Origin of the sequence: Pseudomonas sp. HN11 (genome assembly GCF_021390155.1) — a bacterium.
Lineage (GTDB): Bacteria > Pseudomonadota > Gammaproteobacteria > Pseudomonadales > Pseudomonadaceae > Aquipseudomonas.
Window position 1 is genome coordinate 5,745,904 of record NZ_CP089985.1, and the last position, 14,148, is coordinate 5,760,051.

Annotated in this window: 9 protein-coding genes and 2 pseudogenes; 4 read left to right on the forward strand and 7 right to left on the reverse strand. The window is 59.4% G+C overall.

Features of this window, described 5'->3' with window-relative positions:
* Nucleotide 1: 1 nt before the first annotated feature.
* Nucleotides 2–1,102: a glycine-betaine demethylase subunit GbcB gene (gbcB, locus tag LVW35_RS26390; RefSeq protein WP_028618224.1), complete on the reverse strand. Its 1,101-nt coding sequence runs from the start codon at nucleotides 1,100–1,102 to the stop codon at nucleotides 2–4.
* Nucleotides 1,103–1,383: 281 nt separating this feature from the next.
* Here gbcB and gbcA point away from each other — a divergent pair, with 281 nt between their 5' ends.
* The 4 genes and pseudogenes from gbcA (at nucleotide 1,384) to LVW35_RS26410 (ending at nucleotide 5,988) form a co-directional block, all read left to right on the forward strand.
* Nucleotides 1,384–2,679, forward strand: a complete 1,296-nt coding sequence (gbcA, locus tag LVW35_RS26395; protein WP_233892669.1) for a glycine-betaine demethylase subunit GbcA — start codon at nucleotides 1,384–1,386, stop codon at nucleotides 2,677–2,679.
* A 755-nt stretch (nucleotides 2,680–3,434) separates the two neighbouring features.
* Nucleotides 3,435–3,928: pseudogene (locus LVW35_RS26400) on the forward strand (type II secretion system protein).
* A pseudogene (locus LVW35_RS26405) lies at nucleotides 3,903–4,241 on the forward strand (type II secretion system protein); the annotation flags it as partial. The pseudogenes LVW35_RS26400 and LVW35_RS26405, both read left to right, overlap by 26 nt.
* A 220-nt stretch (nucleotides 4,242–4,461) precedes the next feature.
* Entirely contained in the window at nucleotides 4,462–5,988 is a 1,527-nt protein-coding gene (locus LVW35_RS26410; RefSeq protein ID WP_233892670.1) for a lytic polysaccharide monooxygenase, read from the forward strand.
* Nucleotides 5,989–6,264: 276 nt separating this feature from the next.
* Here LVW35_RS26410 and etfB read toward each other — a convergent pair whose 3' ends face one another.
* From etfB to LVW35_RS26440, 6 genes are all read right to left on the reverse strand, one after another.
* Nucleotides 6,265–7,035: an electron transfer flavoprotein subunit beta gene (gene etfB, locus LVW35_RS26415; RefSeq protein ID WP_233892671.1), complete on the reverse strand. Its 771-nt coding sequence runs from the start codon at nucleotides 7,033–7,035 to the stop codon at nucleotides 6,265–6,267.
* Nucleotides 7,036–7,045: 10 nt separating this feature from the next.
* A complete protein-coding gene (gene etfA / locus LVW35_RS26420; RefSeq protein WP_233892672.1) occupies nucleotides 7,046–8,266 on the reverse strand; it encodes an electron transfer flavoprotein subunit alpha in 1,221 nt (406 codons plus the stop codon).
* Nucleotides 8,266–10,209: a dimethylglycine demethylation protein DgcB gene (gene dgcB / locus LVW35_RS26425; RefSeq protein ID WP_233892673.1), complete on the reverse strand. Its 1,944-nt coding sequence runs from the start codon at nucleotides 10,207–10,209 to the stop codon at nucleotides 8,266–8,268. The genes etfA and dgcB overlap by 1 nt, the downstream gene beginning before the upstream one ends.
* Nucleotides 10,210–10,312: 103 nt before the next feature.
* Complete coding sequence (gene dgcA / locus LVW35_RS26430) at nucleotides 10,313–12,373, reverse strand: dimethylglycine demethylation protein DgcA (RefSeq protein ID WP_233892675.1); 2,061 nt, start codon at nucleotides 12,371–12,373, stop codon at nucleotides 10,313–10,315.
* Between the two features lie 15 nt (nucleotides 12,374–12,388).
* Complete coding sequence (locus LVW35_RS26435) at nucleotides 12,389–12,919, reverse strand: DUF5943 domain-containing protein (protein ID WP_128588989.1); 531 nt, start codon at nucleotides 12,917–12,919, stop codon at nucleotides 12,389–12,391.
* A 76-nt stretch (nucleotides 12,920–12,995) separates the two neighbouring features.
* Complete coding sequence (locus LVW35_RS26440; protein ID WP_025858791.1) at nucleotides 12,996–13,973, reverse strand: dipeptidase; 978 nt, start codon at nucleotides 13,971–13,973, stop codon at nucleotides 12,996–12,998.
* Nucleotides 13,974–14,148: the final 175 nt, after the last annotated feature.

Genomic DNA, 14,148 nt, shown 5'->3' on the forward strand with positions numbered 1-14,148 from the left:
GTCAGAATTCGATGCGCACATCACCCTTCGGCACACTGCAGCACGACAGGATGTAGCCTTCGGCTTCATCCTCCTCGGTGATGCCGCCGTTGTGGTCCATCTCCACCTCGCCACCCAGCTTCATCACCTTGCAGGTCCCGCAGATGCCCATGCCGCAGGCCTTCGGGATCAACAGGCCGAGCTTGGCGGCAGCGGCATGCACGGTTTCGCCGGGGGCCACCCGAATGCTTTTGCCCGATGCAATGAACTCCACTTGGTGCAGATCCGCCAGGTCGATTTCCGGCGCGTCGGCGGCTTGTTCGGCTTGCTCCACCGCATCCGCACGGGCTTCCGGTGGCGTGGCGCCGAACGATTCCTCGTGGTAGCGCGTCATGTCGAAACCCGCCACTTCCAGCAGGCGCTTCACCGCGTTCATGTACGGCGTAGGGCCGCAGCAGAACACTTCGCGCTCCAGGAAGTCCGGCACCATCAGTTCCAGCATCTTGTGGTTCAGGTAACCACGATAACCGGCCCAGGGTTCACCCAAACCGTGCTTTTCGCAGATCAGGTGCAGGCTGAAGTTATCAATCCGCGACGCCATGTGCTCCAGCTCGCGGTGGTAGATGATGTCTTTTGGCGAACGGGCGCTGTGGATAAACGTCATGTCGACATTGGCGTTGGTGTCGTAGAACCAGCGCGCCATGGACATCACCGGCGTAATCCCTACGCCGCCGCTGAGGTACAGCACCTTCGGGCTCGGGAAGTCGATGGCGTTGAACAAACCCACAGGCCCGTGCACCGCCAGTTCCTGGCCTTCATGAAGGGTATCGTGCAACCAGTTGGAAACCTTGCCCCCCGGCACGCGCTTGATGGTCACCGAGAAGCTGTAAGGCACCGACGGTGAGCTGGAAATGGTGTAGGAGCGCATGATCGGCTGGCCTTCGATTTCCAGCTCCAGGGTGACGAATTGCCCCGGCTTGAAAAAGAACAGGATCGGCTGGTCGGCCATGAAACAGAAGGTGCGCACATCCCAGGTTTCCTGGATGACTTTGACGCAACGGACAATGTGCCGACCATTGGCCCAGGTCTGGGTGGTTACCGGATTCAGGAAATTATTGGACATGTTGTTCTCCACCGCCGACATCGGCCTTATGGTGGCGATTCTGCGTAACGCCAGAACCACCCATTTACCTATCTGCGACATTCACATACTTATCGCGACCAGCCCCCAACGACCTAGGGTTGCGCGTCGGGAACAGATTGGGCCATGTCGCCCATGGATAAGGTTCGGCGCATCGTCGGCCCCACACTCGCTCCCAACACAGACGCTTTCTTTACGCCTTGCAAAGCACAACCGTAGCCACTATTCGCCGGCCCCACAGAATGGCCATGAGGACACACACGATGGACGTCACCGCAACCTTAAGCTTGGGCGATCCGCTGGAACCCGCACGCAAGGCCACCGCGCAAATGCTGCAAGAGCGCGAGCGCACTTTCTCGCTGCCGCAGCCGTTCTACTCTGATGAACGGTTGTTTGATATCGACATGCAGGAGATCTTCCAGAAAGAGTGGTTGATCGCCGGCATGACCTGCGAAATCCCTGCCAAGGGCAACTACCTGACCCTGCAAGTGGGCAAGAACCCGATCATCGTGATCCGTGGCGCCGAGGGCGTAGTGCATGCCTTTCACAACGTGTGCCGTCACCGTGGCTCACGCTTGTGCACCAGCGACAAGGGCAAGGTCGCCAAACTGGTCTGCCACTATCACCAGTGGACGTATGAGCTTGATGGCCGTCTGCTGTTCGCCGGTACCGAAATGGGCGCCGACTTCGACATGAAGCAGTACGGCCTCAAGCCGGTCAACGTAAAGACCGCCGGTGGCTACATCTTCATCAGCCTGGCGGAGAACCCGCCGGCCATCGATGATTTCCTGTCGACACTGAACCATTACATGGAACCCTACGACATGGAAAACACCAAGGTGGCGATTACCACCACCTTGATGGAGAAAGCCAACTGGAAGCTGGTGCTGGAAAACAACCGCGAGTGCTACCACTGCAACGCGTCGCACCCCGAACTGTTGAAAACCCTGCTGGAATGGGACGACGTCACGGACCCGCGCGCCGATCAGGCGTTCAAGGACCACGTGGCCGCCTCCGCCGCCGCCTGGGATGCCGAGAAGATCCCTTACGCCCACGCCAGCTTTGGCCTGCGTAACCGCATCGTGCGCATGCCGCTGCTCAAAGGCACCGTGTCGATGACCCTGGACGGCAAGCAGGGCTGCGCCAAACTCATGGGCCGCATCAAGAACCCGGACCTGGGCTCGATGCGCATCCTGCACCTGCCTCACTCCTGGAACCACTGCATGGGCGACCACATCATCGTGTTCACGGTGTGGCCGATCAGCGCCCAGGAAACCATGGTCACCACCAAGTGGCTGGTGCACAAGGACGCGGTGGAAGGCGTGGACTACGACGTGGAGCGCATGCGCCAGGTGTGGGACGCTACCAACGACCAGGACCGCCGCCTGGCCGAAGAAAACCAGCGCGGCATCAACTCCACCGCCTACCAGCCTGGTCCGTATTCCAAGACCTACGAGTTCGGCGTGGTGAATTTCGTCGACTGGTACAGCGAGCGCATGCTGAACAACCTGGGGGCCGCTCCGGCGCCTTACCTCAAGGGTGTTGCGGCCCACGAATAACCCATTGATCTCAAGGGGGTCGGATTGTACAAAAAACATCCAACCCCCTGCTGCGCCTTGATTCTCCTGCCCTCCAGCCTTCGCCCAACAACTTATCCACAAAGCCACCCACAGCAATTGTGGGCAACTGTGCTCGTCTGACGAAATTAACTGAAGAAAATCCGTGACTTATTCAGCTTTGCGGTTTTAACCCACACCTGATCAATTATTAACCATATCTCTGAACGCCATGTATCCCGTGGCCTGTAGCAGTACGCAAACACCTTATCCACAGAACCGCCAACAGAGATTGGGTGTAACTTCAAAAGCGCTGTGGAAAAGCTTGTCAAAGCGTCATAAACCGGGGATTTTCAGGCTTTCATTCTCATCATGGGCTATTTTGTTCATTTTTTGATCAGCTTCATGAGAGCCGCTAATCATATGATCTAGAGACAATAGCGAACATCTTATCCACAGAAGCACCAACAGACTTTGGGGGCAACTTAAACGCGCGTCCTGCCTTTATCCACACGAAAACTTCCGTAAAAACCGTTAGTTAGCCTGGTTGTTTTTCATACAGCAGCGCGCAGCCCTTTAAACACGCGGCCTGTGGACAACCACAAACACCTTATCCACAGATGGGCTCACAGCGAATGTGGGTAAAACCGCCGACTGTACAAAAAACATCCTGCATCTACACTCACCCTTGCAGTCAATTTCACTAGCCTTGGTTAATGCGGAAGTCCTTGGCGGGATGACAGGAGATAAACACGGTGATGTGGCCGGCTAACCCCAGCCATCACTGCGCCAAAGGTTTTACGCTGATTGAATTGCTACTGACGCTGGCCCTGCTGGCCACGCTCGCGACAGTGGCTTATCCGCTGATAGCGCTGATGGGCAAACGCGATCGGGAACTGGACTTGCAACGTTCGTTGCGGGAGATACGTCGCGCCATTGACTCCTATAAAGAAGCCTCCGACGACGGGCGCATCGAAAAGAGCGTTACCGACAGTGGTTATCCGCCCAGCTTGAAAAGCCTGGTGGAGGGCGTGACGGATAAAACCAACCTGCAGGCAACAAACTCCATTTCCCGCGACACATTCCTCGCGACCCGGTGTGCGAGTGCCCTGAACTTACGCCTGAAAAAACCTGGCAACTGCGCAGCTACAAGAGCAACGCCGACAACCCACGAGAGGGAGAAGATGTATTCGACGTTTCATCCCGCAGCACCCGGGAGAGTTCGAATGGAACGTTATACAGCCACTGGTGATCGGGGTTTTACCCTGATCGAGTTACTGGTGGTCATGGCCATCATCGCCACCCTCATGACCCTGGTCACGCCCCAATATTTTCGCCAGCACAACAAGGCCCAGGAAACCGTGCTACGCCATAACCTCTCCATTATCCGCCAGGCGCTGGACCAATACCGCGAAGACCATGGCGCCAACCCCGAGTCCCTGCAAGCCCTGGTGGATAAACGCTACTTACGCGAAATCCCGCTGGACCCCGTCACCGGCAAGCGTGATAGCTGGCAACTGCAACCCTCCGATGAACAAGGCCTGGGCGACGTAAGGCCAGGGGCACGCCGTTCAAGCAAAGCAACTTTGCAGTCATCAACCAAGGTTTTACAGGGCAAGGTAGTTATCAAGGGTGGGTGTTTCTGTATGGCTCTGTACAGAGTAATCCTGCAACCCGCGTCGCTCCCATGGGAGATCAGCTGACCAATGATGCTAGTTGAATAAATCACACTGATCGTTCCAGCAGTTCGGAACTTGTTTATCTGAATTGAAGGTGGACTAGAGCATGTATAAATTCGCGCAAGGACTTATCAAGTGGACATTGGCGGCGGTATGCCTAGTGCCGGCGATGGGATGGGCACATGGTGCTCTGGACATGCCGCCATCACGTGCAGTGAACTGCCAGGTGACGGGTGGATTCTGGCAATCTCAGGACGGTTCAGCCATCGCGGACAAAGGCTGTCGAGAAGCATCCGTGGCGACCTTTGGCACACCTGCGGAATGGGCATTCCCGGCCCAACAGTGGCATGAGATCGCACATATCCCGCATATCAACAATCCGACGCTGGCTCAGATCCAGGGGATTATCAAGGATGGCCAGATATGCGCGGCGAATGACCCGAAAAAAGCCAGTCTGGACCATCCAACCCCCCATTGGACCAAGACGAGTGTCACTCCTGGTCAATCTTTAACGATGCGCCTTATCGGTACAGCCCCTCACGTACCGAGCACGTTCTATCCGTTTATCACACGCCCAGGGTTTAACACTGCCACTGACGTTCTGAAATGGAGTGACTTGATCCCCTTGGGACAACCCGAAAACTTCACGGTAGCGAATACAAACTGGCAAACCCCACCCGCCATAGCTGGAGCCTCGGGTTATTTCCGGATTACCCGGCCTATCCCGGGCAACGCCTCGGGAAATGGTTTGATTGTCGGCATATGGGTGCGGAGCGATCCGGCGGGCGAGTTTTTTATCTCGTGTTCGGATGTGAAGTTTGAAGGTGGCGCGGTACCTGATCCACTCACCAATATTGGCCAGTTTATCCAAAGCGACATGCAAGCCCTCAAAGATGGCGACTCCGTGCACTACCGGGTGTTTGGGATCGACGGGGCGAGAAAAGAATTGATTGATATCACGCAAAAAATCAGCAGCGCCAATTTGGCACCTGGCCAATGGGGTAAACAAATAGCGGATAAGGTCGACCCGTCCGTTGCCAGAATTGGCGAACTGGAGAACCAGACTGTCACGTTCAATGCCGAGAACCCCTTGGTCAACTCAACTTATGCAACTCAACCGGGCTACACCCAAGCCATGTCGATTATTCCAGGAGGAGGCACTTCACCGGTCAATCCCGCACCACCGGTAGCCCATATCTCGGGTCCGGCCACGCTGAAGCCCGGAGAAGCCTTCACGTTTACGAGCGCCCGATCGACCGGGTCCAACGGCCCCCTGCTTCGTCAGTGGAATGTTCCAGGAATGACAGGCGCGCAAGACGCCGTCACCGTGAGCGGCAAAGCCTACGTGGTCACCACGCCGACCGTGTTCAAGGCGCGATTGAACGTTCTTGACCCGGATAACCGCAAAACCGCACAGGCTGAGTTTGATTTCACCGTGACGCCTGCCAGCGGCGGAACCTACCCTGACTACAAAGAAGGCACCGCTTATAAGGACGGCGATATCGTGACCCACAACGGCAAAAACTATAAGTGCAAACCACACCCCTACACCACCTGGTGTGCAGGTGCGGGTTGGGCATATGCGCCGGGCTCTGGTACCGCCTGGCAACAAGCCTGGGATGAGGTGCAATGAACCCATGGCATATGCATTAAGCCAATAAGCCCAAGAGCCAAACGTTATAGGGCGCCCCACGGCGCCCTATATCGCGCAACGCTACAGTTGAATAAGTACTGGTTCTAACGCAGTTCTACCGGCGGTGCCCGTCTAAACAGCGGGTGACAGTCAACATCAATGTTTGCTGGGCCGACGTCTTCGCGAGCAAACCCGCTCCCACAGGGGATCTGCGCTTAACTGACTGGCATTAGGGCAAGCCCCCTCCCACATTTAGGTTTTGTGGTGGTTTGTGAGTCAGCGCACTACGCCTTCTTCCACCAGCAGTTTGAGGATTGCCTGCGCGCCCTCCTCCGGGCTCACGCCCTTGAGTACCTGCCCCCCGCCACCACTGGCCTTGGCCGTCGCGGCTTTCATCCGATCCGCACCGCTTTTGGCCTTGATCACCTTCAAACGCTTTGGCCGAGGCTTCGCCGGTTGCAGTACCGCGCCGGTGAATAACTCATCCTCTTCGACCTCAACCTCATGCGCCGCCAACTCACCGCGTTGCCCAGGGCCATAGGCACTTTGCCGTGGCTTGGGCGCAGCGTTATCCACCGTCGCTAGAAACGGCAGGCGCACTTTCAAGCGCCGCCGCTGCCCACGGGGCAAGGCTTGCAGCACATGGGCAACACCGCCGTCGATAGACTCGACCTGCGCCAGCCCGACAATCAGCGGCCAGCCCAATTGCTCGGCAAGCAGGTACGGCAACATGCCTGAGCCTTCACCGGTTTCAGCTTGGCTACCGGCGAGCACCACTTGGGCGCCAGCGTCGCGCAGGTATTCACTGAGCACGGGCAAGGCATCGCTGCCCGTCGGTTGCTCCAGCACATGCAGTTGCGGCAGGCCCATGCCCAAATAGCTGCGCAGTGTCGGCTCGTTGATATTGCCGGCGTGCAGCACCTGCAACTTATCCCCAGCCAGTTGCAAACCCAACTCCACTGCACGCGCATCCTGCTCGGCGCGGCGTGGACGGCCAGAAGTCGGGTGGGCGCCGATGGACACCAGGCTGATTACATTCGTATTCATAGCCATTTCCTTAAGCCGCATCGCGCTTGACGCCGTTGCGGTAGGTCTCGACCGCCGCGATCAAGGCTTGCAGAATCGCGGCGCTTTCGCCGATCACCGACAGGTCGGCACGCTTGATCATGTCGCAACTTGGGTCGAGGTTGATTGCCACCACCTTGTCGCAGGCACCAATGCCTTGCAGGTGCTGGATCGCCCCGGAAATACCCACCGCCACGTAAACCCGCGCGGTGACCCAAGTGCCGCTGGCACCGACCTGGCGATCACGCGCCATGAAGCCATCGTCCACCGCTACCCGTGACGCGCCTTCGGTGGCGCCCAGGGCCGCAGCGGTCTGGTGGAACAGCGCCCAGTTCTTCACGCCGTTGCCGCCGGAGAAAATGAACTCCGCTTCGGCCATTGGAATCGCCGCCGGATCCACCGCCACCGCGCCGAGATCCTCGATGCGCGGCAAGCTGCGCGCCAGCGCTGTGGATAACTCCACGGGCAACACTTCATGCCGCGTATCACTGACAGGGTCGGCGCATTCAGCGGCGGCCAGAATCAGGCGTGGCAGCGGACGGGCCAAGTCTTCCTGGCCTGCACCGGCGCGGCCGATGCACTCATCGCCCTTGATCTGCCAGACACGCGTGGCCGGGCGTTCCTTGAGACTGGCAGCAAAACGTCGGCCCAGTTCGCCGCCACCGCTGCGGCTGTCGGGCAGCAACCAGTGACGCGGGTTGAACTGGTTATCCACAGCGCGCAAACCTTGCACCCGTTGTTCCGGTGAATAACCGTCGAATTCGTGACCTTCCAGCACCAGCAGGCGATCGACGCCTGCGATGGCAAAGGTGCCTTCCTTGTGTTCACCAAATACCACCACCAGCACCGCGCCGTCGCTGCCGGCCAGTTGCCGGGCCAGGCCGAGCAAGTCACGGTCATGGCTGCTCAGGCGGCCACCGACCATGTCCGGCACCACGCTGATGTAGAACGCAGGTGCCGCCACTTGATGCAGCGGCAACTGCATTTCCACCGCCGCCGTGCGTTTAGCCGCGCCGCCCTGCTGGGCGCCGCTGCGGTCGATACGCTTGATGCCGTTGGGGCCGATGAAACCGACGCCATGCACGTTCTTGCGGATGACGCCGTTGGGGCCCATCCAACTGTGTTGTACCGGCTGCATCGCTGCGTGCAGCGGGTGCAGACGGTTGCGGGCGATCCACTCAGCGCGTGGGTCGCGGCGGATAATGTCGCTCATCAGTGCACCTCCGCAGGTTCACGTTGGGTAGGGGCCTTGGCGGGCGCAGCGTCTTCGAGTAAGGCGTCGGCCACCAGTTCGGCGATGTCCTTGATCAAGGGGCGAGGCTCAACCACACCCTCAAGCATCGCCGTGCACTGTGGACAACCCACCGCCACCAGCTCGGCGCCGGTTTCGCGGATGTCTTCCATGCGCATGTCCGGGATACGCTGCTTACCGGGAATGTCGGTAATCGGCGCCCCGCCGCCGCCGCCACAGCAGCGTGAACGGAAGCCCGAACGTTGCATCTCCTTGACCTCAATGCCCAAAGCCCGCAGCACCTGGCGCGGCGCCTCGTACTCGCCGTTGTAGCGGCCCAGATAGCAAGGGTCGTGATAAGTCACGCTGTTGCCCTTGTGCTGACCCAGGTTCAGTGCGCCCTCGCCGATCAATTCGGCCATGAAGGTGCTGTGATGCTGTACCAAGTAGTGGCCGTTGAAGGCGCCGTACTCGTTTTTCAGCACATGGAAACTGTGCGGATCGCAGGTGACGATACGTTTGAAGCTGTATTTGGCCAGAGTCTGGATATTGCGCGAGGCCAGCAGCTGGAAGGTGGCTTCATCGCCCAGGCGCCGGGCCACGTCGCCACTGTCGCGCTCTTCCAGGCCCAGCACCGCGAAGTCGACCTTGGCGGCTTTCAGCACTTTGACGAAGGCGCGCAGGGTACGTTGGTTGCGCATGTCGAAGGCACCGTCGCCGACCCAGAACAGCACATCGGCACTGCCTTTCTCGCTGAGCAGCGGCAGGTTCAGGTCTGCCGCCCAGTTCAGGCGACCACCCGGTGCAAAACCGCCAGGGTTGTCGGTGGCGATCAGGTTTTCCAGGACTTCCGCGCCCTTGTTCGGCGTGGCGCCTTTTTCCAGTGTGAGATGGCGGCGCATATCGACGATGGCGTCCACGTGCTCGATCATCATCGGGCACTCTTCCACGCAGGCACGACAGGTGGTGCAGGACCATAGGGTCTCGGCGTCCACCAGGCCGTTGACGATCGGCTGATGCGGGTTGCCACTGTGTTCGCCCACCGGTTTGCCTGGATACGGGCTGCCGGCGAACTTGGCATCGGTGCCGCCGGCCAGGCCGACCACCATGTCCTGGATCAGTTTTTTCGGGTTCAGCGGCTGGCCGGCAGCGAAGGCCGGGCAAGCGGCTTCGCACTTGCCGCACTGTACGCAGGCGTCGAAGCCGAGCAGTTGGTTCCAGGTGAAATCCTTGGGCTTCTCCACACCCAGCGGCGCGGATTTATCGCTGAGGTCCAGCGGCTTCAAACCGGTGGAACGGCCGCCGCCAAAGCGCTCGGCGCGACGGTGCCAGGCCAGGTGCAGGGCACCGGCGAAGGCGTGTTTCATCGGGCCGCCCCAGGTCATGCCGAAGAACATCTCGGACACACCCCACAACACGCCCACGCTGAGTAACGCGGCGAGCAACCAGCCACCGAAGTCCGCCGGCAGAATCCCGGCCACCGGCAGCGTCACCAGGAAGAAGCTGACCGAGAACGCCATCAGGCTTTTCGGCAGGCGCATCCATGGACCTTTCGACAGACGTGAAGGCGGATTGCGACGACGCAGGTAAACGAAGGTGGCGCCAACAAACATCAGCACCGAGGCCAGCAGCAAGGCGTAGCCGAGGAGGCGGTTCTGCAGGCCGAAGCCATGGACCAGAATGGCGAGCAAGGCCGACAGCACAAAGCCCAGCGCGGTGGCGACGTGGGTGTTGGCGATGTATTTGTCACGGGCGACCACGTGGTGCAGATCGACCATGTAGCGCTTGGGCATGGCCAGCAGGCCGCCGAGCAGGTCGACCTTGGAGGCGCGGCCACGGCGCCACATCGCGACACGCCGCAGCGCCCCAATGACGGCGAGCCCCAGAGCGGCAAACAAGAGAATAGGCAGCAAGGTGTTCAACATTGAGGTGACCTCAAGCGGCAAGCCTCAAGCTACAAGCGGCAAGTCAAAGCCGGTCACACATTGCTCTTTCTTGCAGCTTGAAGCTTGTGACTTGCGACTGTTCTTAAAAATCCTTGCACAAGCGCAGGGCGTCATAGATCGCAGCATGGGTATTACGCTGCGCCACACAGTCACCGATACGGAACAGCAAGTACCCATCACCCGACTCGCTCAGGCATGGCTGCGGCTTGATCGCGAACAAGGCTTCGACGTCGATCTGGCCCTTGTTGCGCGAGCCTTCCTTGAGTGCGTAGTAGATGGCTTCGTCCGGGCGCACGCCGTTCTCTACGACCACCTGGTCCACCACCCGCTCCTCTTTGGCGCCGGTGTATTCGTTCTCCAGCACCGCCACCAGCTTGTCGCCTTCGCGGTAGACCTTTTCCAGCATCATGTCGCCGGTCATGATCACTTCTTTCGGATACATGCTGCGGTAGTAGGTCGGGAACGATGTACCACCGATAGCCACGCCCGGCTTGATATCGTCGGTGACGATCTCAACCTGGCTGCCTTTGTCCGCAAGGAAATCCGCCACCGACATGCCGGTGAATTCACAAATGGTGTCGTACACCAGCACGTTCTTGCCCGGCGCCACTTTGCCGTCGAGCACGTCCCAACTGCTCACAACCAAACCTTCGGCCGCGCCCCAGTGTTCGTTCTGTTCCACGTTCGGATGACCGCCTACCGCCAGCACCACCACATCCGGACGCACGTCCAGGATAGTGTCGGCATCGGCGGCCACGCCCAATCGCAGGTCGACCTTCAACCGCGCCAGTTCCAACTGGTACCAGCGGGTGATACCGGCGATCTGGTCACGCTGCGGCGCCTTGGACGCCGTGGTGATCTGCCCACCGATAAACTCTTTCTTTTCGAACAGGGTCACGTCGTGGCCACGTTCGGCAGCCACACGTGCAGCTTCCATCCCGGCCGGGCCGGCACCGACCACCACGACTTTGCGCTTGGGCCCGGTGGATTTCTCGATGATGTGCGGCACGCCCATGTATTCACGGGAGGTCGCGGCGTTCTGGATGCACAATACATCCAGCCCCTGATACTGGCGGTCGATGCAATAGTTGGCGCCGACGCACTGCTTGATCTGGTCGATCTGGCCCATCTTGATCTTGGCGATCAGGTGCGGGTCGGCAATGTGTGCACGGGTCATACCGACCATGTCCACATAACCGCCTTCCAGAATGCGCGTGGCCTGGTTCGGGTCCTTGATGTTCTGCGCGTGCAGCACCGGGACCTTGACCACTTCCTTGATACCGGCCGCCAAGTGCAGGAACGGCTCCGGTGGATAACTCATGTTGGGGATCACGTTGGCCAGGGTGTTGTGCGTATCGCACCCCGAACCCACCACGCCGATGAAGTCCAGCATGCCGGTGTCATCGTAATACTTGGCGATCTGCTTCATGTCCTCGTGGGACAGACCGTCCGGGTGGAATTCGTCACCACACAGGCGCATGCCCACGCAGAAGTCGTCACCGACCTCGGCACGCACGGCCTTCAAGACTTCCAGGCCGAACTTCATGCGGCCTTCGAAGCTGCCGCCCCATTCGTCAGTACGCTTGTTGACCCGTGGGCTCCAGAACTGGTCGATCATATGCTGGTGCACGGCGGAGAGTTCCACACCGTCCAGACCACCGGCCTTGGCGCGGCGCGCGGCCTGGGCATAGTTGCCGATCACGCGCCAGATTTCTTCTGGCTCGATGGTCTTGCAGGTGGCACGGTGCACTGGCTCACGCACGCCCGACGGCGACATCAGGGTCGGCCAGTTGAAGCCGTCCCAACGTGAGCGACGGCCCATGTGGGTAATCTGGATCATGATCTTGGCGCCATGCTTGTGCATGGCGTCGGCCAGGTTCTGGAAGTGCGGGATGATGCGGTCGGTCGACAAGTTGACCGAAGCCCACCATTCCTGCGGGCTGTCGATGGCGACCACCGAGGAGCCGCCACAGATTGCCAGGCCGATACCGCCCTTGGCTTTCTCTTCGTAGTACTTCACATAGCGGTCAGTGGTCATCCCGCCGTCGGTCGCATAGACCTCGGCGTGGGCGGTACTGAGCACGCGGTTGCGGATGGTCAGTTTACCGATCTGGATCGGCTGGAACATTGCTTCGAAAGCCATGGCACGGTCCTCGGCTTACAACGGCTTGACGGTGAACAGGCCGTCATCGTGGCCCTCTTCGGAGCCTCCGTAGACTTGTTCGGCGACGGTGCGGATGTTGCTGCCGCGGGCTTGCAGGATCTGGTCCATGGCGCCGGCAAACCAACCGGTGAACATGTAGTCGACCTTGCGCCCGACCTTGCCATACACGTAGACGAACGCCGAGTGTTCGAGCTTGACGCTGGCGGTGCCTTTGTCGAGGTCGATGTCCTGGATCTTGAACAGGCCCCAGCCACGTTGCGACAGGCGCTTCATGTAGTGCTCGAACACCGCGACGCCTTCCAGACCGTGGCATTCGGCTTCTTTTTCACACCAGTGCCAGGCGGACTTGTAGCCGGCCTTGTAGAGGATTTCGGCGTAAGCGTCGGCACCCAACACTTCTTCGATACCGATGTGGTTGTTGACGAAGAAATGGCGCGGCACGTACAGCATCGGCAGGGCGTCGGAGGTCCAGACACCGGTTTCGCTGTCGACTTCGATAGGCAATTGCGGGGCGATCTTGGCCATGGAAACTTAACTCCAGAAAAATTCTTGTTAATGCCCCGGCGCGAACGGCCGGGGGAAAAGATGCGTTGGCGGTGGCTTATTCGCCCCAGACGTCCTTTAGGACGTTGACCCAGTTCTCACCCATGATCTTGCGTACCACGCGCTCAGGGTGGCCGCGCTTGAGCAGGGTCTCGGTGAGGTTGGGAAACTCACCCACGGTGCGGATGCCCAGCGGGTTGATGATTTTGCCGAAGCTGGTCAGGCGGCGGGCGTAGCCCTTGTCATGGGTCAGCATTTCGAAGAAATCCTGGCCATGGCCCTGGGTGAAATCGGTGCCGATGCCGATGGCGTCTTCGCCGACGATGTTCATGGTGTATTCAATGGCTTCGGCGTAGTCATCGATGGTCGAATCGATGCCCTTGGCCAGGAACGGCGCGAACATGGTCACGCCGACAAAACCACCGTGGTCAGCAATGAACTTGAGTTCTTCATCGGACTTGTTGCGTGGGTGCTCTTTAAGCCCGGACGGCAGGCAGTGGGAGTAGCACACCGGCTTTTTCGATTCGAGGATGACTTCTTCGGAGGTCTTGGAGCCGACGTGGGACAGGTCGCACATGATGCCGACGCGGTTCATCTCGCCGACGACTTCACGGCCAAAACCCGACAGGCCGCCATCACGCTCGTAACAACCGGTGCCGACCAGGTTCTGGGTGTTGTAGCACATCTGCACCACACCGACGCCGAGCTGCTTGAAAATCTCGACATAGCCCAGCTGGTCTTCGAAGGCGTGGGCGTTCTGGAAGCCGAAAATGATACCGGTCTTGCCCTGTTCCTTGGCGCGGCGGATGTCGGCGGTGGTTTTCACCGGGATCACCAGGTCGCTGTTTTCACGGATCAGGGTCTGGCTGGCCACGATATTGTTGATGGTGGCCTGGAAGCCTTCCCACACCGACACGGTGCAATTGGCGGCGGTGAGGCCACCTTTGCGCATGTCTTCGAACAGGTCGCGGTTCCACTTGGCAATAATCAGCCCGTCGATAACGATGCTGTCGGCGTGCAATTCGGCTGGGCTCATCAGGCGTCCCCTTATTGGCGATTCATGCGCCGAATCGTCTGCCGGCGCTTTGGGGCCAGCATATGCCCAGGGGCCGACAGAGCCGGGTGCAAAAACGACAGGGGAATTGCCGAAAGCGTCAATCCGCGACAAAGGCTGTTAAGAGAGGTCTGACTGGCGGCTGTTCTTTGTCTTA